Source organism: Acetobacter tropicalis, assembly GCF_001580915.1.
GTDB classification, from domain to species: Bacteria; Pseudomonadota; Alphaproteobacteria; order Acetobacterales; family Acetobacteraceae; genus Acetobacter; species Acetobacter tropicalis.
In genome coordinates this window covers 1-562 of the sequence record NZ_LHZQ01000009.1, presented here as the reverse complement: position 1 = coordinate 562, position 562 = coordinate 1, and the positions used below count along the sequence as shown (strand labels likewise).

Here is a 562-nt window from a genome sequence, read left to right as displayed (position 1 = left end):
CTTCATACTCTTCTGCCATCTGCGCAAACAGATCACGTGCGAGAGGTGGCAGCGTTTCTTCAGACGCAATCTGCTGAAGGAACGGGGCCACACGGGAGAGACCCACAGGGGCGGTCACTCCAAATTCTGCGGCATAGCCCCGAATGGAATTGGCCAGCTGGGTCCGCCTGCCAATGAGCCGCTCCCGCATGCCGACAAGCATGAGGGCTGCCTGCTGCCCAACGGTTTTGACAGGTACAAAACGCATGGTCGGCCGGCTCATCGCCTCACAGAGGGCCTCGGCATCTGCCGCATCATTCTTGCTGCGTCTGACGTAGGGTTTGACAAGCTGTGGCGCCATCAGCCGCACCTCGTGGCCAAGTGCACCAAGGGTTCTGGCCCAGTGATGGGACGCTCCACAGGCTTCAATGCCAATTACTGTGGGCGGAAGGTTCGCGAAAAACCGGATCATCTGATGTCGGCTCAGTTTCCGGCTCAGAACAACCCGCTCATCGGCATCCACGCCATGAAGCTGGAACACTTTTTTCGACGTATCCATGCCAATACGGATCAACTGGGACAT

At 58.0% G+C, this 562-nt stretch carries 1 protein-coding gene; it reads right to left on the bottom strand.

The window, feature by feature from the left end; all coding sequences use genetic code 11:
• A partial coding sequence (locus AD944_RS00045; protein ID WP_156477204.1) for an IS110 family RNA-guided transposase occupies positions 1-562 on the bottom strand: 562 nt, incomplete at its 3' end.